Annotated in this window: 21 protein-coding genes, 1 tRNA gene and 1 pseudogene; 9 read left to right on the top strand and 14 right to left on the bottom strand. The window is 63.0% G+C overall.

What is annotated here, in order from left to right:
- Positions 1–21 precede the first annotated feature (21 nt).
- Both BM341_RS02225 and BM341_RS02220 read right to left on the bottom strand, forming a co-directional pair.
- Positions 22–2010 (bottom strand): hypothetical protein, encoded by a 1989-nt coding sequence (locus BM341_RS02225; protein WP_089792461.1) that lies wholly within the window; start codon positions 2008–2010, stop codon positions 22–24.
- Between the two features lie 169 nt (positions 2011–2179).
- Complete coding sequence (locus BM341_RS02220; RefSeq protein ID WP_089792459.1) at positions 2180–2482, bottom strand: winged helix-turn-helix domain-containing protein; 303 nt, start codon at positions 2480–2482, stop codon at positions 2180–2182.
- A 402-nt stretch (positions 2483–2884) separates the two neighbouring features.
- Between BM341_RS02220 and BM341_RS02215 the strand changes: the two genes are divergently transcribed.
- Together BM341_RS02215 and BM341_RS02210 are read left to right on the top strand one after the other, a co-directional pair.
- Entirely contained in the window at positions 2885–4189 is a 1305-nt protein-coding gene (locus BM341_RS02215) for an ATP-binding protein (protein ID WP_089792457.1), read from the top strand.
- A 28-nt stretch (positions 4190–4217) separates the two neighbouring features.
- The gene (locus BM341_RS02210) at positions 4218–6242 is read left to right on the top strand and encodes a CocE/NonD family hydrolase (RefSeq protein ID WP_089792455.1); all 2025 of its coding nucleotides are present in this window, start codon (positions 4218–4220) and stop codon (positions 6240–6242) included.
- Between the two features lie 12 nt (positions 6243–6254).
- Here BM341_RS02210 and BM341_RS02205 read toward each other — a convergent pair.
- The 3 genes and pseudogenes from BM341_RS02205 to bioB all read right to left on the bottom strand — a co-directional run bounded on the left by BM341_RS02205 (position 6255) and on the right by bioB (position 8554).
- Positions 6255–6999: pseudogene (locus BM341_RS02205) on the bottom strand (aminotransferase class III-fold pyridoxal phosphate-dependent enzyme).
- 132 nt (positions 7000–7131) lie between these two features.
- Positions 7132–7216 (bottom strand) — tRNA-Leu (locus BM341_RS02200).
- 249 nt (positions 7217–7465) lie between these two features.
- Positions 7466–8554 (bottom strand): biotin synthase BioB, encoded by a 1089-nt coding sequence (bioB, locus tag BM341_RS02195; protein WP_089792703.1) that lies wholly within the window; start codon positions 8552–8554, stop codon positions 7466–7468.
- A gap of 145 nt (positions 8555–8699) precedes the next feature.
- Between bioB and BM341_RS02190 the strand changes: the two genes are divergently transcribed.
- Both BM341_RS02190 and BM341_RS02185 read left to right on the top strand, forming a co-directional pair.
- Positions 8700–9425 (top strand): ComFC family protein, encoded by a 726-nt coding sequence (locus tag BM341_RS02190; RefSeq protein ID WP_089792705.1) that lies wholly within the window; start codon positions 8700–8702, stop codon positions 9423–9425.
- A 33-nt stretch (positions 9426–9458) separates the two neighbouring features.
- Positions 9459–10445, top strand: a complete 987-nt coding sequence (locus tag BM341_RS02185) for a serine/threonine protein kinase (protein WP_089792453.1) — start codon at positions 9459–9461, stop codon at positions 10443–10445.
- A 22-nt stretch (positions 10446–10467) separates the two neighbouring features.
- Here BM341_RS02185 and BM341_RS02180 read toward each other — a convergent pair whose 3' ends face one another.
- The gene (locus tag BM341_RS02180; protein ID WP_089792451.1) at positions 10468–11025 is read right to left on the bottom strand and encodes a TraB/TrbI/VirB10 family type IV secretion system protein; all 558 of its coding nucleotides are present in this window, start codon (positions 11023–11025) and stop codon (positions 10468–10470) included.
- 374 nt (positions 11026–11399) lie between these two features.
- On the opposite strand from BM341_RS02180, the gene folE reads away from it, so the two are divergent.
- From folE to BM341_RS02165, 3 genes are all read left to right on the top strand, one after another.
- Positions 11400–11957, top strand: coding sequence for a GTP cyclohydrolase I FolE (gene folE / locus BM341_RS02175; RefSeq protein ID WP_089792449.1), 558 nt, complete (start codon positions 11400–11402; stop codon positions 11955–11957).
- Positions 11958–11997: 40 nt separating this feature from the next.
- Entirely contained in the window at positions 11998–12399 is a 402-nt protein-coding gene (gene folX / locus BM341_RS02170) for a dihydroneopterin triphosphate 2'-epimerase (protein ID WP_089792447.1), read from the top strand.
- A 114-nt stretch (positions 12400–12513) separates the two neighbouring features.
- The gene (locus tag BM341_RS02165; RefSeq protein WP_089792445.1) at positions 12514–13971 is read left to right on the top strand and encodes an NAD-dependent succinate-semialdehyde dehydrogenase; all 1458 of its coding nucleotides are present in this window, start codon (positions 12514–12516) and stop codon (positions 13969–13971) included.
- 103 nt (positions 13972–14074) lie between these two features.
- On the opposite strand, the gene purH is transcribed toward BM341_RS02165, so the two are convergent.
- The 7 genes from purH to dsbD all read right to left on the bottom strand — a co-directional run bounded on the left by purH (position 14075) and on the right by dsbD (position 22190).
- Entirely contained in the window at positions 14075–15661 is a 1587-nt protein-coding gene (gene purH / locus BM341_RS02160; RefSeq protein WP_089792443.1) for a bifunctional phosphoribosylaminoimidazolecarboxamide formyltransferase/IMP cyclohydrolase, read from the bottom strand.
- A gap of 120 nt (positions 15662–15781) precedes the next feature.
- Positions 15782–16117 carry a DNA-binding transcriptional regulator Fis gene (gene fis, locus BM341_RS02155; protein ID WP_089792441.1) on the bottom strand — a complete coding sequence of 112 codons (336 nt, stop codon included), beginning with the start codon at positions 16115–16117 and terminating at the stop codon, positions 15782–15784.
- Entirely contained in the window at positions 16114–17172 is a 1059-nt protein-coding gene (gene dusB / locus BM341_RS02150; protein ID WP_089792439.1) for a tRNA dihydrouridine synthase DusB, read from the bottom strand. The genes fis and dusB overlap by 4 nt, the downstream gene beginning before the upstream one ends.
- Positions 17173–17266: 94 nt before the next feature.
- The gene (prmA, locus tag BM341_RS02145; protein WP_089792437.1) at positions 17267–18178 is read right to left on the bottom strand and encodes a 50S ribosomal protein L11 methyltransferase; all 912 of its coding nucleotides are present in this window, start codon (positions 18176–18178) and stop codon (positions 17267–17269) included.
- Between the two features lie 92 nt (positions 18179–18270).
- Positions 18271–19611 carry an acetyl-CoA carboxylase biotin carboxylase subunit gene (gene accC / locus BM341_RS02140; protein WP_089792435.1) on the bottom strand — a complete coding sequence of 447 codons (1341 nt, stop codon included), beginning with the start codon at positions 19609–19611 and terminating at the stop codon, positions 18271–18273.
- A gap of 58 nt (positions 19612–19669) precedes the next feature.
- Positions 19670–20131, bottom strand: a complete 462-nt coding sequence (gene accB, locus BM341_RS02135) for an acetyl-CoA carboxylase biotin carboxyl carrier protein (protein WP_089792433.1) — start codon at positions 20129–20131, stop codon at positions 19670–19672.
- 202 nt (positions 20132–20333) lie between these two features.
- Positions 20334–22190: a protein-disulfide reductase DsbD gene (gene dsbD / locus BM341_RS02130; protein WP_089792431.1), complete on the bottom strand. Its 1857-nt coding sequence runs from the start codon at positions 22188–22190 to the stop codon at positions 20334–20336.
- Between the two features lie 255 nt (positions 22191–22445).
- Here dsbD and BM341_RS02125 point away from each other — a divergent pair, with 255 nt between their 5' ends.
- Entirely contained in the window at positions 22446–23648 is a 1203-nt protein-coding gene (locus BM341_RS02125; RefSeq protein ID WP_089792429.1) for a DUF2333 family protein, read from the top strand.
- A 122-nt stretch (positions 23649–23770) separates the two neighbouring features.
- Here the strand turns inward: BM341_RS02125 and ppa are convergent, their stop codons facing one another.
- The gene (gene ppa, locus BM341_RS02120; protein ID WP_089792427.1) at positions 23771–24301 is read right to left on the bottom strand and encodes an inorganic diphosphatase; all 531 of its coding nucleotides are present in this window, start codon (positions 24299–24301) and stop codon (positions 23771–23773) included.
- A 246-nt stretch (positions 24302–24547) separates the two neighbouring features.
- On the opposite strand from ppa, the gene BM341_RS02115 reads away from it, so the two are divergent.
- The gene (locus BM341_RS02115) at positions 24548–26275 is read left to right on the top strand and encodes a bifunctional protein-serine/threonine kinase/phosphatase (RefSeq protein WP_089792425.1); all 1728 of its coding nucleotides are present in this window, start codon (positions 24548–24550) and stop codon (positions 26273–26275) included.
- Positions 26276–26277 lie beyond the last annotated feature (2 nt).

Here is a 26277-nt window from a genome sequence, read left to right as displayed (position 1 = left end):
TAACTGCCAAGCATCTTCGAACTATCGCCCCGATGCCCAACTCTCCTGGGCTAGACGCATGGCCCGATCTACTTCATCGGAGGGAATGTCGGTCGGTTCGCCCTTTTCGAGCGGGTCGTAGTGAAAGACGTAGAGCCGCGATGCAAACTGGGCAACCGGTAGCGAGGCCTCGCCGTAGAGTTCGCCATTGCCTTGGGTCGAGGTGACAATCCCTTGTCCCCAGTCCTGACCACTGTCGTTGTTGGGGTTGAAGAAGTACACCCGCATGACCTGGCTCGGATCGAGTGCAAGACGCTGGATCGTGATCGCGTGCCAGCCAAGAAAACGCGTGGCGCTATCGGTCACGGCAATCCCCGCTGGCTGTGGATTGATCACCGGTATATTGCCGTTGTAGAAGGGGTGATAAGCGGCGTAGAAGTCACGGATAAACCCCTCGAAGTCCTTCAGGCCGCCGGTAAAGACATCGACCGCGATGCGAAAGCCATGGCCCACATGATCGCCATGGAACTCGGCGTTGACCCACTTGTGCGGATCCTCTCCGCGCCCGGCACTGCGGCGTCCCATTTCGAAGTAGATGCGATCGAGGTGGGGGACGGTAAGCAGGGAGACGGCGTCGACATCCACGGGTGGCTCGGCTGCCAGGCCGGCGCCGAGCTCGCGGGAAGAAATGCTGTTGCCTTCAAAGCGCATCACGATCTCGTCGTCTCGCGCCGCCCAGGCGACGATCCGAAGCAGTTCAGCCGGCATATTGAAGGCCCACATGGACAAAGCGCGTGTCGACTGACAAGTGGGGTAATTTCCCTGTCCCACGCCCAGCGGGCGACCAAGCACATTGAGAACATCGGCGAGCAGAAAGCATTCTGGCGAGCGGCGGTTCCCGAACACAGCCACGATCTTCTGCGCCGCGGCATCACACAACGATAGCCTCAGCTGCCGCCACAGCGACGGAGCCACCGGAGGCGAGTACAGGATGCCTCGCTCGAGCATCATGGCAAGGCCATAGACGGCCTGGCTGGTTTCGGCAAACAGGGCTTCATCAATCAGCGTGTGAATCAACGCCGGGTAACAGTGAAAAGCGTCGGCCCCCGTATAACTCAGGCCGAGTGCCGTGGGGATCAGTGCGTTCCATCGGCTGCGCAGGTAACGGATAAATCCCGGCATGTAGGGCGAGACCAGGCCGGTGCTGTGCATGGCCCCGGCAAAGGCAATGGCCTCCTGCAGCAGAGCCGCGTCGTCCATGCGCTCCAGCCGCTCGGTGTATACCTCAAAGCCGGGATCTTCGCGGCAGCCAGCGGTGGGGCCGAAGACGGCATTGACGAGGTTGCGGGCGTCCTCCCCGACCTCTCCCACTAGGGTGTCCGGCGTGTTCAGGCAAGCGGCGATCTGGGTCACCATCTGCTTGATGCCATCGACCTGGACCGGGCGCTGCTCGAGAATCCGCCATACCTCGGCCACCAGATGCTCCAGAAAATTCTCGTAGCCCAGGTGCTCAAGCAGGTAGTGATACAGATACTGGACGGCGTAGCCGAGCCGGTCAGGCCGCAGGCGGTCGCCCTCGTGCAGGTCGCCGACCACGAGATCGAGGTTCATGGCCAGCACCTGAGCGAGAAAGTGGTGAGCGTGCTCCGCCGAGACCGACGGGTGCGAATAGTCGCCCTTGGCAACAGCCAGCAGGCGAATCTGACTCAGGCACTCGACCAGGGTGGCGACCGGGTCGCCATGACGCACGGTACGTACGGCAAGCGAGGGCACCAGTGTCTGGGGATGGTTCCAGTCGCTACCACCGAACAACCCAGCGGCCTCGAGCGCCGGCACGCGCGTGTAGAGGACTTCCAACCCCCTGGCATCGAACATCAGGGGACGTGCCGCATCGATAACCTCGAAGACAGGAGAAACTTCTGCAATGGCGTTCGCGGCGGCAAGCCGCTCAATGGCAGCGTCGAGCTGCTCTACCCGCTCGCCTGACGCGCCATCGTCATGCTGGGGCGATCCGTGCGTATTGAAACTCATCGAGCCACAGTCCGTCCTGGTTCGCAACATGTCAATAACCCTAGGGTAGGTCATGAACAGGACATTCAGCAGCGACAGCAATTGTCGCAACGGCGAATCCTGGTGGACGTACATCCATTACCCTACGACCTGCATCGGAAAAAAGGCTACTGGTCCTTCAACGCTCATATCACGGCCGGAGCGGATAGCCCAGGACTTCTCGCAATCGATCGGCGTGCACCGCCACCCAGTTCGGGTCGATCGGTCCCCAGTCACGAATCACGTAAACGCCGATGTTGTGGCGTTCGCCCTTCGCCTTCTCGAACGCGCAGACGATATCCAGCTCGGCCAGCGCACCGAGGGTGTCTTGAGCGGTACGCCGCGGCATGCCCGTCGCCTTGACGATGGCCGGTACGCTGGCGATGCCGGCATCTACTAGATGGGCGACATAAAGCCGGCGATAGAAACTGGATTGCGTCTTGCTCAGGGTCATGCGAGGCATCCTTCGCGCTACTGAGAGTGGCGCGGTCTATATAGCGGAGGAAATACATCTCTAGGCGCAATGTCAGCGCCCAGCGCGGGCTGTGATCGGCGTACCAGGTGAAGCGCAACGAGGGGGCGACAACGGGGCGGGTTCGGCATACTCCATCCCTTCATCGCTGTGTCCCTTGTCCCCTTTTTGGGCAGTCTACCGGCTTCGCCGTCCTCATCACTATCGCCTCACGCCTCTGCGGCTTTGGGTGTCATCTGGAGCCCATTGATGAGCGTCGAGGCAGACTGACAGATAGCAGCCATACTGAAAGATGATTGTCTATTTCATGGATCGCGCCGGGACGACGCTTCATTGCCGGTATTAGGGATGAGGGAGAAAAGCGCGGATGTGGGAGAAAAGCGCATGAGCTGGAATGTGTTCGTGATCGGGTTGGATGAGTTGGCTCGGGAGCTGCTACCGAAACTACGGAACGCCGAGGACTATGTCTTTCACGAGCTATTGTCGTTCGACGAGGTGGTGCATGCCGAGGAGTACCCCTTTGCCCACTTGGCGGCGGACGCTCTAGCAGAGCTCGAGCGATTCTCCGGCCCTGTGGATGCCATTGTCGGTTACTGGGACTTCCCCACCAGTGGGCTGCTGCCGGTGCTGCGCCGGGAGCGGGGATTGCCCGGCCCGTCGCTGGAAGCCTTTCTCAAGTGCGAGCATAAGTACTGGAGCCGCCTGGAGCAGGCACGAGCCGTGCCGGAGTGTGTGCCGGCCTTCCAGGCGTTGGACCCCTTCGACGACCGAGCTGTCGAGACGATCGTGATCGATTACCCGTTCTGGATCAAGCCGATAAAGGCCCACTCCTCCCACCTCGGCTTTCTGATCGAGAATGCCGACCAGCTGTGCGAGGTGTTGCCGGTCATCCGCAAAGGGATCGGGCGTTTCGGCCGACCCTTTGATGAGATCACCGCCCTCGCCGAGCTGCCCGAGGAGGTGGCGGCGATCACCGGACATTACTGCATAGCCGAGGGCATCATCTCATCCGGCCGTCAGTGCACCCTGGAGGGTTACGTCCAGAGTGGCGAGGTCCACGTGGTGGGCATCGTCGACAGCCTGCGCGACGCTACGCACTCCTCTGTGTTGCTGCGCTACGAGTATCCCTCGTCGCTGTCCGATGAGGTGCAGCAGCGCATACTCGCGATCACCCGACGCTTCCTCGATCGGATCGACTACGACGATGGGCCATTCAATATTGAGTACTACCTGGACGAGCAGACCGACCGTATCTGGCTGCTCGAGATCAACGCCCGCATCTCGCGTTCCCATGCGGCGATTTTTCAGTTGGTCGATGGGGCGCCACACCTTCAAGTGATGGTGGACGTGGCACTGGGAATCCCACCGCGTATGCCGCACCGCGAGGGCCGCTATCCCCTCGCCGCTAAGCAGATGCTGCGGGTCTTCGAGGATGGGTGGGTGCGTCGAGTGCCGTCTGAAGAGGAAATCCGTCGGGTCGAGCAAACGTTCCCGGGCACCCTCGTGTATCTCAACGTGCGCGAGGGCATGCGACTCTCGGCGCTATTCCACCAGGATTCTTTCTCTTGGGAGCTTGGCGTGCTGTTTACCGGCGCGGAGACCCGCGAGGCGCTGAAGGATCGGATCGAGCAGTGCCGACGGATGCTGCCCTTCGAGATCGAACCCCTTTCCTCGCAGGCGTCTCGCTGAGCCATCGTTTTACCTGAAGGAGGCCGTCATGCGCGTCGTGACCGATTTTCCTCACGAGGTCGAGTGCCAGGATCCTGTCTGGATCCCCATGGATGACGGGGTCGAGCTCTGCGCTCGCCTTTGGCTCCCGGAGGGTGCCGCGGATGCCCCGGTGCCGGCCATTCTCGAATATATCCCTTACCGCCTGCGCGACGGCTCGGCACGGCGTGATGCCATGCATCACCACTATTTTGCTGGGCACGGCTATGCCTCGCTGCGGGTGGACCTCCGCGGCAGCGGTGACTCCGGTGGTGTGCTCACTGACGAGTACCTGGAACAGGAGCTGGTGGACGGCGAGGCGATCCTGCGCTGGATAGCCGCCCAGCCTTGGTGCGACGGCAAGGTCGGTATGATCGGCATCTCCTGGGGCGGCTTCAATGGCCTGCAACTGGCCGCCCGGCGCCCCTCTGAGCTGCGGGCTGTGGTTAGTGTCTGCTCCACGGATGACCGCTACGCGGACGATGTGCACTATATGGGCGGTTGCCTGCTTGGTGATAACCTCTCCTGGGCTTCCACCATGTTCGCCTATAACTCGCTGCCGCCGGACCCCAGCGTGGTCGGTGACGCCTGGCGCGCAATGTGGCACCGACGGCTCGAGGGCAGCGGCCTGTGGCTGGCTACCTGGCTCGAGCATCCTCACCGGGACACCTATTGGCAGCACGGTTCGATCTGCGAGGACTTCTCCCGGGTGCAGGTTCCTGTGCTGGCCGTCAGCGGTTGGGCGGACGGCTACTCCAATGCCGTCAAGCGGCTGGTGGCGAACCTGCCTGGTCTTTGCCAGGGGCTGATTGGTCCTTGGAGCCACAAGTATCCCCATCTCGGAGAGCCCGGGCCGGCCATCGGCTTTCTGCAGGAGTGTCTGCGCTGGTGGGACCAGTGGCTCAAGGGGAGGGATACCGGTGTGAAAGACGAGTCGGCGCTGAAGGTATGGATGCAGGACAGTCTGCCACCGACCACCCGCTACGGTCACCGCCCCGGCCGCTGGGTAGTCGAGCCGTGCTGGCCCTCACCCAACATCGTACATTGCAAGTTGCCGCTGGCACGTGGTCGGCTGGCCATGGATGGCAAGTCCTGCGAGGTGGAAACTGCCCTCACCGTGCAATCTCCACTGACCTGTGGCCTATTCGCCGGCAAGTGGTGTTCTTATGCCGCGGGTCCCGACCTTGCCCACGACCAGCGAGAGGAGGACGGCGGAGCCCTGATCTTCGACAGCCCGCCATTGGAGGACTTCCTGGAGATGATGGGGGCGCCGGAACTGGAGCTTGAGTTCTCCGTCGATCGCCCTGTCGCCATGGTGGCGGTAAGACTTTCCGACGTGGCGCCCGACGACAAGGCGACTCGCGTCACCTATGGCCTGCTCAACCTGACCCATCGGGAGAGCCACGAATCCCCCAGCCTCCTGGCGCCGGACCGCCGCTATCGTGCCAGGGTGGCGTTCAATGACGTGGCTCAGGTATTTCCCCGTGGTCACAGACTGCGCCTCTCCCTTTCCACCTCCTACTGGCCTTTGGCCTGGCCCCCCCCCGAGCGCGTGCGGTTGACTATCTTCGACAAGGGCAGCGCCCTGCATCTGCCGGTCAGACCGCCCCGTGACGAGGACAGCCGGCTGGCGCCGTTCGCCGAAGCGGAAGCGGGCCCGACCATCGATATGACGCGCCTCGAGCCCGGACACCATAACTGGTACGTCCACCGCGACCTTGCAGAGGACGTCTCGACCCTGGAGGTAATCAATGACAACGGCCGCATTCGGCTCGAGGACAGCGGCATCGAGGTGCAGACCCGGGCCGTGGAGACCTATCGTTCCCGGGACGATGATTTCGATTCCCTTGAGAGCGAGACCCGCTGGGACCGCTCGCTCAAGCGGGGTGACTGGGAGGTCAGCACGGTGACCCGCACCGTGCTGACCTCGAATGCGAGAGAATTCCGGCTGCATGCCACCCTGGATGCCTATGAGGGCGAAAGGCGGGTCTACTGCCGTAGCTGGGATCGCACCATTTCGCGCAGGCTGGTATAGCCGCCGGCGCGATCAGTGCGCCAGGAACCAGCCCTTCATGACGTCGGTGATGCGTCGCATGTCGGGCTCGGTGGTGATATAGGCGGGCATGGTGTAGAGCCAGCGACCGATGGGTTGCAGCAGATGCCCTGCCCGCGGGTCCAGTCGCCGACGCCCGCCAGCGCTGCCGCGTCACGGGCCTCGATCGCCGCGGTGGCGCCGTGCACGCGGACGTCTGCGACCTCTGGTGGGCGGTCAGCGCTGCATCGTCGATCAGCGCCTCGTTCAATACCTTGCTCAAATCGGCGATCTAGCCCAGATAATCCTCCTCCTCGAAGACGGCAAGGCTATCCAGCGCCACCCGGCAGGCCATCGGATTGCTCATTAAGGTGGAGCCATGCATGAAGGCGTGGTCGGGAGAGTCTCCCATGAAGGCCTCGTGCACCCGGTCGGTGGCCAGGGTCGCCGCGTGGCCGAGATACCCGCCAGTGAGCCCCTTGGACAGCACCATGATATCGGTGTCACCTCGGCATGGTCGGCGGGCGCGTGGGTCAGGCCACCGAGCATCACATGGCACAGTTCGCTGGCCTGTTCACGGATCGCCGCCGCCAGCCGGGGGTGGGCGTAGCCATGGATCATGCACCACCAGGAACAGGTGGCGTCGAGCAGCGTCTCGCCGCCCTCCAGAGTGAAGCGCGGCCCCTCTCCGCCGACCACCTTGGGGCGCCGGGCGCTGGGTCTTGAGATGGGTATAGGGATGCCAGACGGGGGATGTCATATGAGCCTCCAGGCGTTCGGTAGGGAATGAAGCAGAAAAGCGAGGAACGGGAACCAGAAGGATAGACGCGCTAAAGCGCCGCACTTCGCTGGAGGAAGAAGGAGCAGCAAACAGGAAAATAATGGACTGAGATGGTGCGGATGAGAGGACTTGAACCTCCACGCCCGAAGGCACCAGGACCTAAACCTGGCGTGTCTACCAATTCCACCACATCCGCACGAACGGGCAGGCGTCCACATTCTACGGACGCCGCTTGGCAAGTCAATCGCCATCTGGCAACTCTAGGTGATCTGCCGCGGTCTCGGCCATAATAGCCGGTTCGGCGGTTATCAGGCGTGGCACGTCGCCGAGACAAGGGGTGGGCAAAGACTATGCGGCGACCCCATGGGCCAACGGACCCTGAAACGCCAGCAGCGCGGCCGGGTCGTCGAGCATCGAGCGTTCGCACGCTCGCCGACATCACGCGCTACATCCGGGTGGCATCGTAGAAGAGGGCACTGGCGTGTTCGGTGGCCTGACGTGCGATGTCGGCCGTGAGGGCGTCCTGCTGGCGTCGATCATCGTCGCAGGTTTCTTGCGCGTTCTTCTCCATCGGCTCGGGATGCAGACCCAGCCTTGCGAACAGCGCCCGGTCGCGCTCGACCTGGGGATTGGACGTGGTCAGCAGGCTGTCGCCATAAAAGATGGAATTGGCGCCAGCAAGAAAGGCCAGCGCCTGGGTGGCATCGTCCATCTGCTCGCGGCCGGCCGAGAGACGCACATGGCTCGCGGGCATCAGAATGCGGGCGACGGCGATGGCGCGGATGAATTCGATGGGGTCGAGATCCTCCACGTTCTCGAGCGGCGTGCCTGGGATCTTGACCAGCATGTTGATGGGCACCGATTCGGGGTGCGGCGCGAGCCGAGCGAGTTGCTGGAGCAGGGCTGCCCGATCGCGTGGCGCTTCGCCCATGCCCAGTATGCCCCCCGAGCAGACCTTCATGCCGGCCTGGCGCACATTGGCCAGGGTATCCAGGCGGTCGGCATAACGGCGCGTGGTGATGATCTCGCCGTAGTACTCCGGCGAGGTGTCGAGGTTGTGGTTGTAGTAGTCGAGCCCGGCATCCGAGAGACGACGTGCCTGGTCGGTATCGACCATGCCCAGGGTCATGCAGGTCTCGAGCCCCAGCGCCTTGACGCGGCTGACCATCTCGAGCACGACCGCCAGATCGCGTTCGCGTGGACTCCGCCAGGCCGCGCCCATGCAGAAGCGGCTGGCGCCGGCATCGCGGGCGGCCTTGGCCTCTTCCACGACCTTCTCGATTTCCAGCAGCTTCTCCTTGCCGAGGCCGGTATTGTAGTGGCCCGACTGCGGGCAATACTTGCAGTCTTCGGGACAGGCCCCCGTCTTGATCGAGAGCAGCGTGGAAACCTGCACGGCGTTGGCGTCGAAGTGCTCGCGATGCACCTGTTGGGCGCGAAACAGCAGATCGTTGAAGGGCAGGGCGAAGAGTGCTTCGATCTCCTCGAGGCGCCAGTCGTGACGCACCGGTGGCTGGTGATCATCTGCATGCATGGGTAGGGTACGGTTAGTCGAGTCAGTGATCGAAACAGTGGGCGACTCGGCGGTCGAGACATCGGGCGACGCAGGAGGCATGGGAAACTCGCTTATGGTCAACTTCACAAAAGGCATCAAGTTGACGAACAGCTTACGGTCTGGAATGGCTGTGTCAACTTCATGGTTGAGAGAAGTTGACCGTGTCGTGCGCCAGGCCTTGCCGGGTCGCTGCGTGTTCTGCCTGTCAGCCTGTCGACCCGCCGAGCCATGGTGCGAAGCCTGTTTCGAGCGACTGCCCTGGAACCTGCCGGCCTGCCCAGGCTGCGCCGAGCCCCAGATGGGCCAGCTCAAGCCGCGTCGTTGTGGTCATTGTCTGGCTCAGGTACCGGGTTTTTCACTTGCCCACGTACCACTGCGCTATGAGGACGAAGTCGCGGCACTGGTGCAGCGCTTCAAGTTTCATGCCTCACCCCGGGCTGGCGCGGTGTTGGTGGAGCTTCTAGCGGCGGGCTTGAGCAGGCCGGCGCAGGGCTGGCCCGACGTGTTGGTGCCCGTGCCGCTGCATCCCCGGCGTGCCCGTGAACGGGGCTTCGATCAGGCGAGCTGGCTGGCCAGACGGCTGGCCACGCGGCTGGGCTGCGCCTGGGTGACGGCAAAGCGTGAACGTGACACCCGCAGCCAGCGAGGCCTAACCCGCCGCGAACGCCAGGCCAATCTGCGTCATGCCTTCCGGGTAGAAACGCTGCTGCCGCCAAGAGTCGCATTGGTCGATGATGTAATGACCACGGGCAGCACACTGGATGCGCTTGCCGTGGCGTGTCGAAGGGCGGGCGCCGAGACGGTGGAGGCCTGGGCGGTAGCGCGTACGCCGCAGGGGAAACACTGGTAGCATGCCTCATCATTACCGCTTCTGGAGCCGTTCATGCCGACCCACCCGCACCCTTTCGCTCGTCTGGACCCGTCGCGTGTGGTGGCGGCGGTGGAGTCGCTGGGGTTCTGGCTGCCCGGCGAGCCTTTCGCGTTGAACAGCTACGAGAATCGCGTCTATCTGGTCCATGACGAAGATCGGCGTCGCTGGGTCGTCAAGTTCTATCGCCCCGAGCGCTGGACGGATGCCCGAATCACCGAAGAGCACGACTTTCTCGCCGAGCTCGCGGAGGCGGGCATCGCCGTGGCGCCACCCTGGCGTAACGCCTCGGGGCAGAGCCTGCACGTGGAGGAGACGTTTCGCTTCGCGCTCTTTCCCCACCTGCCGGGCCAGGCGCCGGAACTCGAGAACCCGGCACACCTGTTTGCGCTGGGGGAGCTGATCGGGGCCGTTCATGCGGTAGGATGCCAAGGGCGCTTCGTCCATCGTGGTCACTTGACGCTGGATACCATGGCGAGCGAGGCGCGCGAGCGCATTCTCGGCAGTGACTGGCTTGGTCGTAAGCAGCGGGGTGCCTATGAGCGCATCACCGAGGCGTTGCAGCGCGACCTTGCACCCCATGTCTGGTCACCGGCGCAGACGATCCGCGTTCAGGGCGATTGCCATATCGGCAATATGCTGGGCCGAGACGAGCACTTTGCGCTGGTGGATTTCGATGATTGCCTGATGGCACCGGCGGTGCAGGATTTATGGATGCTGATCACGGCGCAGCGTGACGATGAGCGTCAGATGCAGCTTTCCGAGGTGATCGAAGGCTACGAGCAGCACCTCGATTTCAACCGTCGCGAACTCGCCCTGATGGAGCCGCTGCGCACGTTACGTCTGTTGCGACACAGCGCCTGGCTGGTGGCCCGTTGGGATGATCCGGCCTTTCCGCCGGCATTCCCCTGGTTGGCCGACGCGGGTTATTGGGACAGCCATATTCGCCTTCTGGAACAGCAGCATCAGGTATTGGCGAAAAACACTTACTGGGTCGACTGAGTCGGACCGCTACGCCAGTCGATCAGTTGGGGTCGTCGGGGTCCGGTGAGTTGGCGGGAACTGGATTGGCCACGCCATCGCCATTGGTCTTGCGACGTTGCTCATTGAGTTCGGCAGAGGGGTTGGCTTGCGGCTCGATGCTGACGGCCTCGGTAAACTGCAGCATGAAACCGCGATCGCTGCCTAACTCACAACGTCCGTACCCGCAGACCGGCAAACCGTAGCGGCCATCGGCGCCATGAGCAGCGGCCGTGATGTCACTGCTGTAAATCTCGCTGTCGGCGCCTTCGGTTTCGATGCAGGTCATGCTCGTCGCTGACAGCCTAAGGCGTTCGCCATTGAGGCTGGCGCTGCCGATCACCACGCAATGTTGCGGCAACGTATGCGTGCCGCTGCCATCGGTCACCGGTCGCATGATGACATCGTCGCGCCGTGCGCTGTTTTCGCTCGCATCCAGCAGCAGTGGCGCGATGAGCGAAAACTCTACCTGGGCCTCGCGGGGCAGCTCCAGGGTGTCAGCGAACGCCAGCAGGGGCATCAGCAAGGCAGTGGCCAGTAGCGGGGCGACGATCTTGAACATATGAGGCTCTCGAGGGTGGCTTAGCGCCGCAGGGAAGCATAGATAAATCCAGGGACACATTGTAGCAGAGCAATTCGGCGGAGAGTGACGAGGGCCAGACGTGGCGCGCGGCAAGATGTCACGGGCGCCTCTGCACGAACGCAGCGGTTGCGGTAAAATGCAGGCCTATTGCATATCATGTTTATACGAATTATTATTTGCGTATAAGCGTTGTACAAATTTGCATGGCGTCCAATATTCCTGGCCTGTTCGCGCAGCGGCGAACAGGCCGCGTCAAGCAAAGTGTCGGCGCCGGTCAGCATCCTGCCATGGCCAGCCCCCGATGTGCTGTTCCGAGACTACGCTGCAACGACAATGGATATGGATTCCTGATCATGACCGAACCGCTCGCCAATCATTACCGCCAGATCATCCTTGAGCTGGGAGAAGATCCTGAGCGCGAGGGGCTGCGCGATACACCCAAGCGGGCTGCCAAGGCCATGCAATTTCTCAACCACGGTTATACGCAGTCGCTGGAGGAAATCATCAACGGCGCCGTCTTCGAGTCGGAAACCGACGAAATGGTGCTGGTCAAGGATATCGAGCTGTATTCCATGTGCGAGCATCACCTGCTGCCCTTTATCGGCAAGTGCCATATCGCCTACCTGCCCTCAGGGAGAGTGCTGGGGCTCTCGAAGTTCGCGCGCATCGTCGACATGTATGCCAGGCGCATGCAGATTCAGGAGAACCTGACCCGCCAGATCGCCGAGGCGGTACTGCAGGTGACAGACGCCAAGGGGGTGGCGGTGGTGATCGAGGCACGCCACCTGTGCATGATGATGCGTGGTGTAGAGAAGCAGAATTCCAGCATGACCTCATCGGTAATGCTCGGCGCGTTTCGCGACAAGCAGAGTACTCGACAAGAGTTCCTCACTCTGATCAACAGTCGCTGAGACCATCCGCGGCCTTACGCTTGTCACAAGGAGCTCTGCCATGCCGATCCCTGTCCTGAACGACTCGTATATCGATCACGACCTGGCGACAATACGCATCAAGAACCTGCGTTTACGCACCCATATCGGCATCAAGGAAGACGAGATTTGCAATCGCCAGGATGTAGTCATCAATGCCGTGATCGGTTACCACGCCGACAAGGCGGTTGAGTTCAATCATATCGAACAGGCCCTGAATTACCGCACCATCACCAAGCAAGTCATTACGCTGGTGGAAAATAACCGCTTCCTGTTGCTCGAGCGCATGACCCGCGAAGTACTCGACTTGATCATGGACCACGCGGCAGTGCTCACCGCCCAGGTCGAGGTTGACAAGCCACATGCCTTGCGCTTCGCCGATTCGGTCTCGATCACACTGACTGATTCCCGCCGCCCCCGCTGAGATGCCTGCCGCGCAACGCGAGCAATTAATCCTGGCTTCCCTTGGTGCCTGGGGGACTTTGCGCTTAGCATGTGGGTAAACCGATAACGTCCGCATGCCCGGTAGGAGATAACGATGGAAGCCCTCAAGGAAACGCAGCTTTATTGCCCTTTCGCCTATATCGACGGTAGTTGGGTGGCGGCCGATAGTGGCGAGCAGATCGATGTTTACAACCCGGCCACCGGGGAGGTGATGGGCAACGTGCCACGGTTGGGTCGGGTGGAGGCCGAGCGCGCGATCGATGCCGCCGATGCCGCCCTGCCGGCCTGGAAGGCGCTGACGGCGCTGGAGCGTGCCGATATCCTGATGAAATGGCACGACTTGATGCTCGAGCATCAGGATGATCTGGCAATGATCATGACCTTCGAGCAGGGCAAGCCGCTCAAGGAAGCCGCCGGCGAGATTGCCTACGCGGCGAGTTTCCTGCGCTGGTTCGCCGAAGAGGCGCGGCGCATCTACGGTGAAACCGTGCCTGCCGCCAAGGCCAATCAACGCATTGTCGTCACCAAGCAAGCTGTTGGCGTGGTGGGCGCGATCACGCCATGGAACTTTCCGGCGGCCATGATCACGCGCAAGGTCGGCGCGGCATTGGCCGCGGGCTGTACCATCGTAGTCAAGCCCGCCAGCCAGACGCCGTTTTCCGCCACGGCGCTGGCGCTGCTGGCCGAGCGTGCCGGCGTGCCGCGCGGGGTCTTCAACGTGGTACCGGGGCGCGCCTCGGAAATTGCGGCCGCGCTGACCGAATCGCCCATCGTGCGCAAGATCACCTTCACCGGTTCCACCGAGGTGGGGCGCCAGTTGATGGCCCAGGCCTCGCAGCATATCCAGAAGATATCGCTCGAACTGGGCGGCAATGCGCCGTTCATCGTATTCGAGGATGCCGACCTGGACGCCGCCGTGGAAGGCGCAATGGCGGCCAAGTTCCGCAATGCCGGCCAGACTTGCGTCTGCACCAACCGCTTCCTGGTGCAGTCCAGTGTGGTCAATGCCTTCTGCGAAAAGCTCGCCGTGGCCATGAACAGTGAGCTCAAGGTGGGTAACGGTACCGAGGCTGGGGTCAACATCGGCCCGCTGATCGACGAGAATGCCGTGACCAAGGTCAGCGAGCACGTCCACGATGCGGTCGATAATGGCGCCGAACTGCTGCTGGGCGGGCATCCTCATCCGCTGGGCGGCAATTATTTTACACCGACCCTGATCAGCTTCGCCACCGACAAGATGAAGGTCGCCCACGAGGAAACCTTCGGCCCCCTGGCCGCCGTCTTCCCCTTCGACGATGAGGAAGACGCTATTGCCATGGCCAACGATACGCAGTACGGCCTGGCGTCCTATTTCTATTCGCGCGACCTGGGTCGTGTGTGGCGGGTCGCCGATGCCCTGGAGTACGGCATGGTCGGCATCAACACCGGCCTGATCTCCAACGCCTCGGCGCCGTTCGGCGGGGTCAAGGCTTCGGGGCTGGGACGTGAAGGCGGCCACCAGGGGCTCGATGAGTTCCTCGAGACCAAGTACCTGTGCATCGACCTGGGCTGATAGCACCAAGCTGAAAGCGCCGAGCTACAAGTAAGCCCCGAAGGTCGCGACCTTCGGGGCTTACTTTTTGCGCAGTAGAGGATCATCTTGGCTGCTTGGTCGCTCAGTGCCTGAAGTGCCGCATCCCGGTGAAGACCATGGCGATGCCGGCCTCGTTGGCCGCATCGATCACTTCCTGATCGCGCATCGAGCCACCGGGCTGGATCACCGCAGCGATGCCGGCGGCAGCGGCGGCATCAATGCCGTCACGGAAGGGGAAGAAGGCGTCGCTTGCCATCACCGAGCCCGACACCTTGAGGTTCTCGTCGGCGGCCTTGATGCCGGCGATCTTCGCCGAATAGACGCGGCTCATCTGGCCGGCGCCCACGCCAATGGTCTGGCCGTCACGCGCGTAAACGATAGCGTTGGACTTGACGTACTTGGCCACCTTCCAGGCGAAGGCCAGGTCGCCCATCTCCCTTTCGCTCGGCACGCGCTCGGTGACCACGGTGAGCTCGTCCTGCCCGACCATGCCGAGGTCGCGATCCTGAACCAGCAGGCCACCGGTGACGCGCTTGAAATCGTGGGCGTGCTGACGCTCGCCGGGCCAGTTCGCACTGACGTCGAGCAGGCGTATGTTCTTCTTCTCGGCGACGATGGCGAGGGCCTCGTCCTCCACGCCGGGGGCGATGATCACCTCGACGAACTGACGGTCGATAATGGCGCGAGCGGTCTCGGCGTCGAGCGGCTCGTTGAAGGCGATGATGCCACCGAAAGCGCTGGTCGGGTCGGTGGCGAAGGCCTTCTCGTAGGCTTCCAGGGGCGTGATGCCGACCGCCACGCCGCAGGGGTTGGCGTGCTTGACGATCACGCAGGCGGTGTCGCTGAAGGCCTTGACGCACTCGAAGGCGGCGTCGGTGTCGGCGACGTTGTTGAAGGACAGCGCCTTGCCCTGCAACTGCGTGGCGGTGGCTACGCTGGCTTCGATGTTATCGGACTCGACGTAGAAGGCCGCGCTCTGGTGCGGGTTCTCGCCATAGCGCATCGACTGCTTCTTGTGAAACTGCAGGTTGTAGGTGCGAGGGAAGCCGTCCTCTCCACCCCTGACCCGCTGCCCCAGGTAGTCGGCGATGGCGGCGTCATAGCTCGCGGTGTGCTCGAAAGCCTTTACGGCCAGGTCGAAGCGCATGGTGTCACTCACCGCGCCGTTTTCTGTGACGATCTCGGCCAGTACCCGGTCATAGTCGCCGGCATCCACCACGATGGTGGTATAGGCATGATTCTTGGCGCAGGCACGCACCATGGTCGGACCGCCGATATCGATGTTCTCGATGGCGTCCTCGAGGGTGCAGGTGGGCCGAGCGACCGTCTGGGCGAAGGGGTAAAGATTGACGACCACCATGTCGATGGCCTCGATGCCGTGCTCAGCCATGACCGCGTCGTCCTGGCCACGCCGACCGAGAATGCCACCATGAATCGTCGGGTGCAGCGTCTTGACCCGACCGTCCATGATCTCGGGAAAACCGGTGTGTTCCGACACTTCGGTCACGGCGATGCCGCTGTCGACGAGCAGCCGGTAGGTGCCGCCGGTGGACAACAGGGCAACGCCCTGCTCACTGAGCCCGCGAGCGAAGCCGACGATACCGGTCTTGTCGGAGACACTGATCAAGGCGCGGCGAACCGCAGGGGAAGACGAGGGGGAAGGGGCCATGGGGGCACTCTCTGGCTGGCAGTGGGCTTGAAAACACGAAACGGCTTACGGGGAGTTCGGTGGGTCTCTATGGATGTCGAAATAGTCTCGAAATAGTTTCGAAACTGTCTTGAAACAGGATCAAATCAGGTCGTATTGCTTGAGTTTCTTGCGCAGGGTGCCGCGATTGAGGCCGAGGATCTCGGCGGCGCGGGTCTGGTTGCCTTGAGCGTAATCAAGCACGGTGGCGAAGAGCGGCGCCTCAACCTCGGCCATGACCATGGCGTAGAGGCCGGTGACGTCGCCGCCGTCCAGATGGGCAAAGTAGCGGCGCATGGCGCCATCCACGACCTCGCGCAGCGGCTGCTGAGCGACCGGCTCATCCAGCGAGGCATCGTCCAGGCCGGTAACCTCCTGGGAGGCTTGAGCATTCTGCCCGGGTAGCGCGGGATTCTTGGGAAAGGCTTGGCTGGTCATGCGGCACAGGTTCCCTTTGAAGTCACGTTACGGGTCAGGGGGACCGGGGTCGCCTGAGAGCCGTAACGAAAGCATTCGTCGATGAAGCGGTACTGGGCATCGGCAGTGTCGAGGCCATTGAAACGGGCCCTTAGATCACGACAGAGCGTCGCGTCGAGACGTTTGTCATCGCTCAGATACCAGCCGACATGCTTACGTGCGATACGGACACCCTGGTGCTCCCCATAGAACTCATGCAAGGCGGCGAGATGCGCGCGCAGCGCCTCGGCGCGGTCCTGATCGGACGGAGGGGCAAGACGCCCTCCGTGCCGCAGGAAGTGGTCGATCTCGCGGAAAATCCATGGATTCCCCTGAGCACCACGACCCACCATTACTGCATCGGCACCAGTATAGTCGAGGACGCGAGCGGCCTTCTCGGGAGAATCGATATCGCCGTTGGCGAAGACCGGGATCGCGACCGCCGATTTGATGGCGGCAATGGTGTCGTACTCGGCCACGCCGGTATAACGTTGCTGGCGATGGCGCCCGTGGACGGCCAGCGCCTGGATGCCGGCTTCCTGCGCGAGGCGGGCGACACGCACACCGTTGTTGCTCTCGGCGCACCAGCCGGTACGAATCTTCAGCGTCACCGGCACGTCCACGGCGGCCACCACTGCGTCGAGGATCTCGGCCACCAGGGCCTCGTCGCGAAGCAGCGCCGATCCGGCGGCCTTGTTGCAGACCTTCTTGGCCGGGCAGCCCATGTTGATGTCAATGATCTCGGCGCCCATGTCGGCGTTCAGACGGGCCGCCTCGGCGAGCTGTCCGGCGTCGCCGCCGGCAATCTGCACGGCGCGTGGCCCTGGCTCGCCGCGGTGGTCCATGCGTTGACGCGATTTGCGAGTATGCCAGAGGCTGGGGTCGGAAGTGACCATCTCGCCCACCACCAGCCCCGCGCCCGATTCGCGGCAGAGCTGGCGAAAAGGACGGTCGGTGACGCCGGCCATCGGGGCCAGGATGACTCGGTTGGGCAGCGTGTGGCTACCGATACGAGGCAGGGGGCGAGTATCAGGCATCGTCTAGGTCGCAGGCTTCAGAGGGTGCACATCATACGCCCACCACCGCCAAGGGTGAAGGTGACGATGAAGCGATATGCCGGCAAGACATTGTTCAGCTCGGCCGCTGGCCGGCGAGCCGCACCCAGCCCTGGCGGATTGTCGGCTCCTCCATGACCAGCCCCTGGGCCGCATAGGCTTCGAGAACGGTGTCGGCCTGGCCGGCCAGGATGCCCGACAATGCCAGTCGTCCTCCTGGCGCCACTCGGGCGGCGATCTCGCCGGCCAGCTCGACCAGGGGGCCGGCGAGAATGTTAGCGACCACGATCGAGAAGACACTCGCCTCGAGCTGCTCGGGATAGCAGAGCCGCAGGTCGGTGTCATCGATGCCGTTGCGCTGGGCGTTGTCACGGCTGGCCTGGAGCGCCTGTGGGTCAATGTCGGTGCCTGTCGCGGAGGGCGCGCCCAGTTTGAGCGCGGCAATCGCCAGGATCCCCGAACCGCAACCCACATCGAGCACCGCCTGGCCATGCAGCCGGTTGGCCACGGCAAGGTCGTCGAGCCAGGCCAGGCAGAGCGCGGTGGTGGGGTGGGTGCCGGTGCCGAAGGCGAGGCCAGGGTCGAGGTGCAGGCTGACCGCTTCGGGCTCCGGCGGCTCATGCCAGCTGGGCACGATCCATAACCGCTCGCCCATCTGCATCGGCTGGAAGTCGTCCATCCATTCTCGCTCCCAGTCGCGGTCGGCGAGCAGTTCGACCTCGATGTCGGGACAGGGCTCTTCTGGCATCACCTCGGCCCAGGCAGCAGCCACCTGGGCGAGCATGGCGTCAACCCCTTCCAGATCGTCGTAGAGCCCGGTCAGCACGGTCGTCTCCCACAGTGGCGTCGTGCCACGCTCCGGTTCGAAGACCGGCTCGTCGTGAGCGTCCTGCAAGGTGATGGCGGTAGCGCCTTCGGCAAGTAGCAGCTCTTCCAGGGTATCGGCTTGCTCCGGGGCAATGCGTGCCTTGAGTTGCAGCCAGGGCATGGGCAGGTCTCTAGAGAATCATGGGGAGAGGATGATAAGGGCGGGGCACGCTGCGGTCTCTCGCGGTGCCCGCCATGTGAGGGCTCAGGGGTTTAGAGGCCCAGCTTCTTCTCGAGATAATGGATGTTGACGCCGCCTTGCTGGAAATAGCCGTCGCGCACCAGATCCTTGTGGAGGTCGGTATTGGTCTTGATGCCTTCCACCAGCAATTCATCCAGGGCATTGCGCATGCGCGTCAGTGCCGTCTCGCGGTCAACGCCCCAGGTGATCAGCTTGCCGATCAGCGAGTCGTAGTGGGGCGGAACCGTGTAACCGGTATAGACATGCGAGTCCATGCGAACCCCTAGACCGCCGGGCGGATGATAGAGCGTCACCTTGCCGGGGGAGGGCAGGAAGGTACGGGAATCCTCGGCATTGATCCGGCACTCGAAGGAATGACCGCTGACCTTGACGTCCTCCTGGGAGACCGAGAGCGGCAGGCCGGAGGCGATAAGCAACTGTTCGCGGACGATGTCCACGCCGGTGACCATCTCGGTCACGGGATGCTCGACCTGGACGCGGGTGTTCATTTCGATGAAGAAGAACTCACCGTCCTCGTAGAGGAACTCGAAGGTGCCGGCGCCGCGATACCCGATGGTGATGCAGGCTTCGCGGCAGGCCTCCAAAACCTTGGCGCGGGCGGTCTCGTTGATGCCGGGGGCCGGGGCCTCCTCGATGACTTTCTGATGGCGACGCTGTAGCGAGCAGTCGCGATCGTACAGATGGATGGCGTTGCCCTGGCCATCCGCCAGGACCTGTACCTCGACGTGACGCGGACGCTGGAGAAACTTCTCCATGTAGACAGTGCCATCGCCGAAGGCGGCATGGGCTTCGGTGCGCGTGACATTGACCGCCGAAAGCAGGTGGGCTTCGGTATGCACCACGCGCATGCCGCGGCCGCCACCCCCCGAGGCCGCCTTGATGATCACCGGATAGCCGATGCGTCGCGCCACGGCAATCGTCTCGCCCTCGTCCTCCCCGAGTGGCCCGTCGGAGCCGGGCACGGTGGGTACACCAGCTTTCTTCATGGACTCGATGGCACTGACCTTGTCGCCCATCAGGCGGATGGTCTCGGCCCGCGGCCCGATAAAGGTGAAGCCGGAACGCTCGACCTGTTCGGCGAAATTGGCATTCTCGGAAAGAAAGCCGTAACCGGGGTGGATGGCGCTGGAGTCGGTGACCTCCGCGGCGCTGATCAAGGCCGGGATGTTCAGGTAGGACAGCGCCGAGGACGCCGGCCCGATGCAGACGGCCTCGTCGGCCAGTCGTACATGCATCAGCTCGCGGTCGGCCTGGGAATGAACCGCCACGGTCTTGATGCCCAGCTCCTTGCAGGCGCGCAGGATGCGCAGGGCGATCTCGCCGCGATTGGCAATGAGAACCTTGTCCAGCATGAGGAATCCGCCAGTATTGTCAGGTGAAAGGTGAGCCCGGAGTCAGCAGGGTGCCGGATCAGGCAATCACGAGCATTGGCTGGTCGAATTCGACCGGCTCGCCATCCTCGACCAGGATCGCCTCGATGACGCCGTCACGGTCCGCCTCGATCTGGTTCATCATCTTCATGGCCTCGATGAGGCAGATCGTCTCGCCTTTCTTGACGCTCGAGCCTATCTCGACGAAGGGCTTGGAACCTGGTGCCGGGGAGCGATAGAAGGTACCGACCATCGGGGAGTTCACCGCATGTCCCTTGAAGACGGGGGTCTCGTCGACCGATTCGGCAATGGGTGCCGCGATGGGGGCCTGGGACGTCGGCTGTTGTGGCTGGGGGTAGGCATAAGGGGCTGGCTGCTGCCAGTTGGTGCCGTTGGGATGCCGGCTGATACGTACCGATTCCTCGCCTTCCTGGATCTCGATTTCGCTGATGTTGGACTCTTCGAGCAGCTCGATCAGCTTCTTGACCTTGCGGATATCCATGACGTTATCTCGATCGATGGGTTCGTTGGTCGACGCCGGCCCGGTAGCGCTGTCAACCTGGGCCAAGTCTCACTAGATCGCGGCAAGATAGCGTCTCTTGTCGCTTCTAATGGCCGTAAAAAGGAAGTTGGCGAAGTGTGACGAAGTTCACCAAGGATGTCCAGCGGCTACCAGAACACTGTTCGCCAAGCAGTGGCGAGGCTCAGCCGCGCCGCTCCTCCAGCCAGCCGATTACCCCATCGAGGTGGCTCGCGAAGGGCGCTGCCTGTATTTCTCCCTGGATACGTGCCTCGCGCAACTCGCGGCTGGCATCGAAGAACAGCAGGCTCGGGGGGCCGAACAGTCCATAGTGGTCGAGCAGGCGGCGACTGGCGGCGTCGGTCTCGGTGACATCCACGTTGATGCGCGTGAATGCAGAGAGGCGTTCCGCGACTTGCGGGTTCGTATAGACCTGACGCTCGAGCTGCTTGCAGGAGATGCACCAGTCGGCGGTGAAGTGCACGAAGGAGGGGCGGCCCGTGTCGGCGGCGCTGGCCAGGGCCTGCTCCAGGCCGTCGAGGCGTGTCACGGTGATGACATCAACGTCCTCAACGGCGCCGCGCGGGTCAGTGGAAGAGGAGGCGGTAAGGCCTGCCAGTGGCCGCAGGGGATCCCCGCTGCCGCCGGCGGCGCCGATGATCAGGGCGATGCCCCATGCCAGCAGCAGGATGCCTGCCGTCTGGCGTACCCGAGGCCAGCCTTGGGCCTGATTGACGGTCAGTGCTCCCAGCGCCAGGGCGCTGCCGACGACAAGCGCCGCCCACAGCACGAGGGCGAGGGGGGCCGGGACCAGGCGCTCGACGAGCCAGATGGCCACCGCCAGCATGAGGATGCCGAAGGCGATCTTGACGCCATTCATCCAAGCACCCGAGCGGGGCAGCAGGGTGGTGCCGAGGGTCCCGACCAGCAGCAGCGGGACACCCATGCCAAGCCCCAGGGCGAGCAGGGCAGCACCGCCCAGCAGGGCGTCACCGGTGGTGGAGATGAACACCAGTGCGCCGGCCAGAGGCGCCGAGACGCAAGGGGAGACCACCAGCACCGACAGGGCGCCGGCAAGCGCCAGGCCCGCCGGACCACTGTGCTGGGCCCGCGCCTGCCAGGCATCGATGCGTCCCGCCAGGCGCGGAGACAGGCTCAGGTTGAACGCACCGAACATGGCCAGCGCAAAGACACCAAACAAGAACGCGAAGGTGATCAGCACCGGGGCGGATTGTAGGTGCGCCTGGAGATTGAGTCCCGCACCGAAGAGCCCCATCAACACGCCTACCACGGCATAGGTGAGCGCCATGCCGGCCACGTAGCTGGCCGAGAGGAGAAAGGCGCGCCGACGGGTGGGGTTCTGCCCCACAATGATGGATGACAGGATCGGGACCATAGGCAGCACACAGGGCGTGAAGGTCAGCCCCAGGCCGCCGATGAAGAACAGCCCCAGCACCAGGGGCAGGCTTGCGCTCTGCATCAGCTCACGAAAGCGGGCGTCCTCGCTGACGAGCGAAAGACCGGATCGTTCGGTGCTGACATCGACGGTCGATGCGGAAGTTGATGCCGCGGAAGTTGGTGATGCCAAGCTATCGGCAAACGCTGCGGGTGGCGACCCTTGCGCGGCCTGCAGTGCCAGCGTCTCGGGGGGGTAGCAAAGCCCGGCATCGGCACAGCCCTGGAAGGTCAGGTCCAACGACAAGGGGCCGGGTGGCACCTCACCGGTGAACGGCACCTCGAAGACAACCCTGTCGTAAAAGACGTTGACGTCGCCCAGGAACTCGTCGGTCTTGGCTTCCCCTGGGGGCAGTTGGGGGTCGCCGAGCGCTATATCCTCGTCCGGGGCTTCCACCGCGAACTGGTGGCGATAGAGATAGTAGCCTTCGGCGTTCTCGAACCCCACGAAGAGTGTCTCGCCATCGTGCCAGGCGCTGGGCGCGAAGGCTTCGTTGACCGGCAGGAAGTCATCTTGCGAAGAAGACGAAAACCATTGCGCCTGCACCGACAGCGAGAACAGCATGAGTAACAGCAGGCAGACCATGCGACCGGATTTCACCACGCGTTTCCTTTTTACGTTCCAATGAGACGACGACTGACGTGAACTCGGATCCGTTGAGGCGTTGCCGGTTCCTATCCGGGCCCAACCCATCGACGAACTGCTAGGATATCGCAGAAGGCGCCGACTGTTGACCATCACCAGGGCCGGAGGGTGCGCTGCGTTGTCGCGCCGCCGCTTCGATGTCGGGTGTGGCTTGCCGTCTACCACCACCTTTGTCCATTGCAGGGAACCAAGCTCATGGCTTTGACGAGAAAGGGCGCCGCCAGGCGTCGAGAAAGAATCGAGGCGCTCGAACGCCCAGACTACGGCTGGATCTGGAAGCCGTTTCTGACGCTGCTGGTGATCGCCTTGTTGATTGCCGTGGCATTGGGCATCTGGTGGAGCCGGACCCCGGCCACCTTCGATGTGGAGCAGGCCACCGCCGTGCAGCGAACCGACACGTCTCCGGCGGCTCGCGGCACCGTGACCACCGCCGCGTTGATGACAACGCTCGACACGCTTCTCGACAAGCCGGGCGGTTACCTGCGCAATGACATAGCGCCGCCCGGTGTGTGGCTCGACAACATGCCCAGCTGGGAGCTGGGCGTGCTCAATCAGGCCCGTGACCTGACGCGCGCCTTGCCGGCGATGGAAGAGGGCCATTTTGCCCTGCTTGACGAGGTCGCCGAGCGCTTGACCCACGACAGCAGCGCATGGTTCAACCCCTCCTTCGAGGATCAGCTCGAGGAGTCCCTGGTGTCGCTGGAAGGCTATCTGCAGGCGTTGGGCTCGCAGAATGCCGGCTTTGCGGCCGGGGCAGGGCTCGCCGGCTGGCTGGACCAGGTGGGGCAGCGCCTCGATGGCCTCGGAATGAGGCTCTCGGCAAGCGTAGGCAGCCGCGATCGCCTAAGAGAGCTCGGGCTCGACGATGCGGAGTTACCGTCCCGCACGCCCTGGTATCGCGTCGACAACATCTTCTTCGAGGCGCGTGGCAGTGGCTGGGCGCTGATTCACTTTCTTGAGGCGATACGCCGTGACCAGGCCGATGTGCTCGAAGCGTCTGGTGCGCTCGACGATCTGGCGCTGCTGGTGGCCGAGCTGGAACGTACCCAGCGCCGCCTGTGGAGTCCGATGATCCTCAACGGTTCGGGTTTCGGGATATTCGCCAACCATTCGCTGGTGATGGCTAACCATATTGTTCGGGCGCGGGACCTGACTCGCCAGATCGCCGAGCGAGTCGCGGAAGCGGAAAAAACCGGTGCGATAGGGAAGGCGGCCGGCAGCGAGGAGGCATCGGCACCGGTCGAAGCTGGCGAGAGCGCTGAAGCGCCCTCAAGCGAAGAGGCGCCCTCGCCACCGGCAGACGACGATGCACCGAATGAGCCGACGGACGACCCCGCCGCCGACAATGATAATGAAGCCGAGAGTGTCGAGGAGGACTCAGCGGCACAGCAGCCGTAAGACCGGTCCCGACAACCGGCAGTGACCAAAAGGCTCGCCCCGGGAGGCGAGCCTTTTTTAGGCCATCATCACGACAGTATATCTTTGGCTGCCCTTGGCGTTCGGCGAATCAGTGCGATCCGTCAGGCCTTTTCGAAGGCGGTAACCGATTTTTCGATGGCCTTGCGTGCGGCCTCGGCGCCTTCCCAGGATTCGACCTTGACCCACTTGCCCTTCTCGAGATCCTTGTAGTTCTCGAAGAAATGCGCAATCTGCTGGCGCAGCAACTCGGGCAGGTCCGTGACTTCCTGCACCTCATCATAGAGGCTGGAAAGCTTGGGATGGGGCACGCAGACCAGCTTGGCATCCTCCCCGGCTTCGTCGGTCATGTTGAGAATGCCGACCGGACGGGCACGGATGACGGCACCGGCTTGCACCGGATATGGCGTCACGACCAGCGCATCCAGGGCATCGCCATCATCGGCCAGGGTATGCGGGATGAAACCGTAATTGGCCGGATAGAACATCGGGGTCGCCATGAAGCGGTCGACCAGCAGGGCGCCCATGTCCTTGTCGATCTCGTACTTGATCGGCGTGTGGTTGGCCGGGATCTCGATCACCACGAACACGTCGTTGGGGAGATCCTTGCCGGAGGGGATGTTGTCGAAGTTCATCGTCACTTCCTTGGGTTGGCGAATCGGAATCGAATGGACGAAAAAGTTGCCGAATTATACGGAGCCGCGAGGGCTATTACCAATGCGACATTAGATGCCCGTCTTCTTGCCCGCGACGGTGCCGATGGCCGGGGAGGGCCGATTGTCTCGGGCGGTGGTCAACGGGGCCATGGACCCATGTATCATGAGTGACTTGAGTAAACCTGCCGGCTCCATGGTCGGCCGTGTCGACCAGAGGAGAACCCCTTGGCAACCGCCCAACTGTCACTGAGTTACGGACAGGCCTTCGTTGCCCCGGAGCGACACCGTCATCGTAGTTCCATGTCGGTGCATCTGCCCGAATCGACGCTGCTCGGCGCGAAGGGGGCCTGTGCGCTGATCAGCGATTCGACGTCGCGCAACACCAACGCCAAGCAGGCGGGTGATCTCAGCGTGCGTGGCTTTATCGCCGACTACTTTTCCACGCCGGACCACTGGGATATCAAGACTTCGGCCACGCGGGTTCTCCATGCGCTCAATGGCTGGTGCTACAGTCAGAGCAAGCATCTTGACGAGGGCAGCTATGTCGCTTCGCTGTCGGCAATGGTCTTTCGGGGTCAGGAAGCGCATCTCTTCCACATGGGCGATACCCTGGTGTTCCGCTTGCGGGGTGCCGAGTTCGAGCAGCTTTCCCATGATCATGTCAATGACCTAGGAGGCTACCGTTATCCCTCTCGAGCACTCGGTATGGATGCCAGTCTCGAAATTGATTACCTAAAAATGCCGCTCAAGCAGGGTGATCTTTTCCTCTTCGCCACCCAGGTCGCCCAGGGCACGCTGATGCCTTCGGAATACGTACAGCTGATCCGCCAAGATGCCAGCGACCTGGACGCCGCCTGCGAACGGTTGACCGAGGCGGCCATTGCACGGGCTCAGTCGCGCGGCTACGGGGCCGAGCAGTTCTGCTTCCAGCTGGTGCGTATCGACCAATTACCCGACGAAGAGAATGACCGTCCCGGCAAGGTATACGGCGATCTGCCGATACCGCCGGAGCTTTCACCAGGCGATCGCCTGGACGGTCTCGAGGTGCAGGCGGTATTGTCGCGAACGGCGCAGTCACGCGTCTATCGCGTGCGCGACGTGCTCACCGAGCGCGAAATGGTAATGAAGGCACCGAGTCCCGAGCTTTCCACCCGCAACGCCTACCTCGAACATTTCTTGCTGCAACAATGGGTCGTCGAGCGAGTCAGGTCGCCGTTCGTGGTCCGTGTCATGGAGTCCTCGCGGCCGCGACGGTATCTTTATTACCTGATGGCGCATGTGGAAGGCGAGACCCTCGTCGAATGGGCGCGCAAGCATCCGCAGGCCAGCCTGGTGCAGCGGCTGGACATTGCCAACCAACTGGGCAAGGCGATCCAGGCTCTGCATCATCGGGACCTGCTGCATCAGCAGATCCACCCCGGCAACGTGCTGATCGACCCGCACGGCCAAGTGGTGTTGATCGACTTCAGTGCCTGCCACCTTCGCGAGGTCGATGGCCACAAGCGCTCTCGGCGGCTGGTCAATCAGGTGGGGCTCACGCAACATACCGCCCCCGAATATGCCCTGGGGGATGAGGTGGGACGTCGCAGTGACCAGTATTCGTACGCGTCCACCGTTTATTGGCTGCTGACGGACGAGCTTCCCTACACGCTGACCCCCGACCGCTTGCGCAGCCACACCGATCTCGAGCAGCTCAGCTACCGTAGTGCCAGTACCCGCAATCCCGAGGTCGACCCGGCGCTGGACGACGCGCTGCGTCGCGCCCTGGATCCTCAGCGCTCGCTGCGTTACCGGCGTCTGTCGGAATTCCTGCATGCGTTGCGCCGCCCCCTGGGGGAGGAGCGGCAGGGGCGCCGAGCCGTCCCGCGGATGTTTCGCGAGCCGGCTCGTTTCTGGCAGGGAGTGGCGGGAGTGTTGCTCTTGCTGCTGGTCTTGTCGTGGCTGCTGAGGTGAGC

The sequence above is a fragment of the Halomonas korlensis genome, from assembly GCF_900116705.1.
Classification (GTDB): Bacteria; Pseudomonadota; Gammaproteobacteria; order Pseudomonadales; family Halomonadaceae; genus Halomonas; species Halomonas korlensis.
Note: the sequence above shows the minus strand (reverse complement) of the source record. Positions and strands in the feature narration are given on the sequence as shown.

Excerpts from the sequence above, each read along its gene's own strand:
- BM341_RS02225 (WP_089792461.1), bottom strand. The coding sequence starts at position 2,010 with ATGAGTTTCAATACGCACGGATCGCCCCAGCATGACGATGGCGCGTCA.
- BM341_RS02220 (WP_089792459.1), bottom strand. The coding sequence starts at position 2,482 with ATGACCCTGAGCAAGACGCAATCCAGTTTCTATCGCCGGCTTTATGTC.
- BM341_RS02215 (WP_089792457.1), top strand. The coding sequence starts at position 2,885 with ATGAGCTGGAATGTGTTCGTGATCGGGTTGGATGAGTTGGCTCGGGAG.
- BM341_RS02210 (WP_089792455.1), top strand. The coding sequence starts at position 4,218 with ATGCGCGTCGTGACCGATTTTCCTCACGAGGTCGAGTGCCAGGATCCT.
- bioB (WP_089792703.1), bottom strand. The coding sequence starts at position 8,554 with ATGCATGCAGATGATCACCAGCCACCGGTGCGTCACGACTGGCGCCTC.
- BM341_RS02190 (WP_089792705.1), top strand. The coding sequence starts at position 8,700 with ATGGCTGTGTCAACTTCATGGTTGAGAGAAGTTGACCGTGTCGTGCGC.
- BM341_RS02185 (WP_089792453.1), top strand. The coding sequence starts at position 9,459 with ATGCCGACCCACCCGCACCCTTTCGCTCGTCTGGACCCGTCGCGTGTG.
- BM341_RS02180 (WP_089792451.1), bottom strand. The coding sequence starts at position 11,025 with ATGTTCAAGATCGTCGCCCCGCTACTGGCCACTGCCTTGCTGATGCCC.
- folE (WP_089792449.1), top strand. The coding sequence starts at position 11,400 with ATGACCGAACCGCTCGCCAATCATTACCGCCAGATCATCCTTGAGCTG.
- folX (WP_089792447.1), top strand. The coding sequence starts at position 11,998 with ATGCCGATCCCTGTCCTGAACGACTCGTATATCGATCACGACCTGGCG.
- BM341_RS02165 (WP_089792445.1), top strand. The coding sequence starts at position 12,514 with ATGGAAGCCCTCAAGGAAACGCAGCTTTATTGCCCTTTCGCCTATATC.
- purH (WP_089792443.1), bottom strand. The coding sequence starts at position 15,661 with ATGGCCCCTTCCCCCTCGTCTTCCCCTGCGGTTCGCCGCGCCTTGATC.
- fis (WP_089792441.1), bottom strand. The coding sequence starts at position 16,117 with ATGACCAGCCAAGCCTTTCCCAAGAATCCCGCGCTACCCGGGCAGAAT.
- dusB (WP_089792439.1), bottom strand. The coding sequence starts at position 17,172 with ATGCCTGATACTCGCCCCCTGCCTCGTATCGGTAGCCACACGCTGCCC.
- prmA (WP_089792437.1), bottom strand. The coding sequence starts at position 18,178 with ATGCCCTGGCTGCAACTCAAGGCACGCATTGCCCCGGAGCAAGCCGAT.
- accC (WP_089792435.1), bottom strand. The coding sequence starts at position 19,611 with ATGCTGGACAAGGTTCTCATTGCCAATCGCGGCGAGATCGCCCTGCGC.
- accB (WP_089792433.1), bottom strand. The coding sequence starts at position 20,131 with ATGGATATCCGCAAGGTCAAGAAGCTGATCGAGCTGCTCGAAGAGTCC.
- dsbD (WP_089792431.1), bottom strand. The coding sequence starts at position 22,190 with ATGGTCTGCCTGCTGTTACTCATGCTGTTCTCGCTGTCGGTGCAGGCG.
- BM341_RS02125 (WP_089792429.1), top strand. The coding sequence starts at position 22,446 with ATGGCTTTGACGAGAAAGGGCGCCGCCAGGCGTCGAGAAAGAATCGAG.
- ppa (WP_089792427.1), bottom strand. The coding sequence starts at position 24,301 with ATGAACTTCGACAACATCCCCTCCGGCAAGGATCTCCCCAACGACGTG.